General features: G+C 52.0%; 1 rRNA gene. It reads left to right on the forward strand.

From position 1 onward, the window contains the following. Positions 1–806 (forward strand): 23S ribosomal RNA (locus ACTQY5_RS10970); the annotation flags it as partial.

Genomic DNA, 806 nt, shown 5'->3' on the forward strand with positions numbered 1-806 from the left:
GGCCAGTATCCAGAGTACCGCGAAGCACGAGGAATTTTGCGGGAAGTCGGGGGGACCACCCTCCAAGGCTAAACACTTCTTAGTGACCGATAGCGCATAGTACCGTGAGGGAAAGGTGAAAAGAACCGCGGGAGCGGAGTGAAAGAGAACCTGAAACCGTATGTCTACAAGCAGTCGGAGCGCAAGCGACGGCGTGCCTATTGAAGAATGAGCCAACGAGTTACGGGCACCAGCGAGGTTAAGCAGGAAATGCGGAGCCGTAGGGAAACCGAGTCTGAAAAGGGCGGATAGTTGGTGTTCGTAGACCCGAAACTGTAGTGATCTACCCATGATCAGGTTGAAGCACGGGTAAAATCGTGTGGAGGACCGAACCGGTGAGTGTTGAAAAACTTTCGGATGAATCGTGGGTAGCGGTGAAATTCCAATCGAACGCAGAGATAGCTGGTTCTCCTCGAAATAGCTTTAGGGCTAGCCTCAGGCAGTAAGCATAGGCGGTAGAGCACTGATCGGGATAGGGACTGTAATGGTTACCGAACCCTGTCAAACTACGAATGGTTATGCTGCAGAGCCTGGGAGTCAGACTACGAGAGATAAGTCCCGTTGTCAAAAGGGAAACAGCCCAGACCATCAGCTAAGGTCCCCAATGCCATACTAAGTGGAAAAGGATGTGGGGTCTCATAAACAACCAGGATGTTGGCTCAGAAGCAGCCACCATTTAAAGAGTGCGTAATAGCTCACTGGTCGAGAGGCCCTGCGCCGAAGATTCCCGGGGCTAAAGTATGGAACCGAAGCTATGGATGCATACG

The sequence above is a fragment of the Acidaminococcus sp. HCP3S3_H5 genome (assembly GCF_052122235.1).
GTDB lineage: Bacteria > Bacillota > Negativicutes > Acidaminococcales > Acidaminococcaceae > Acidaminococcus.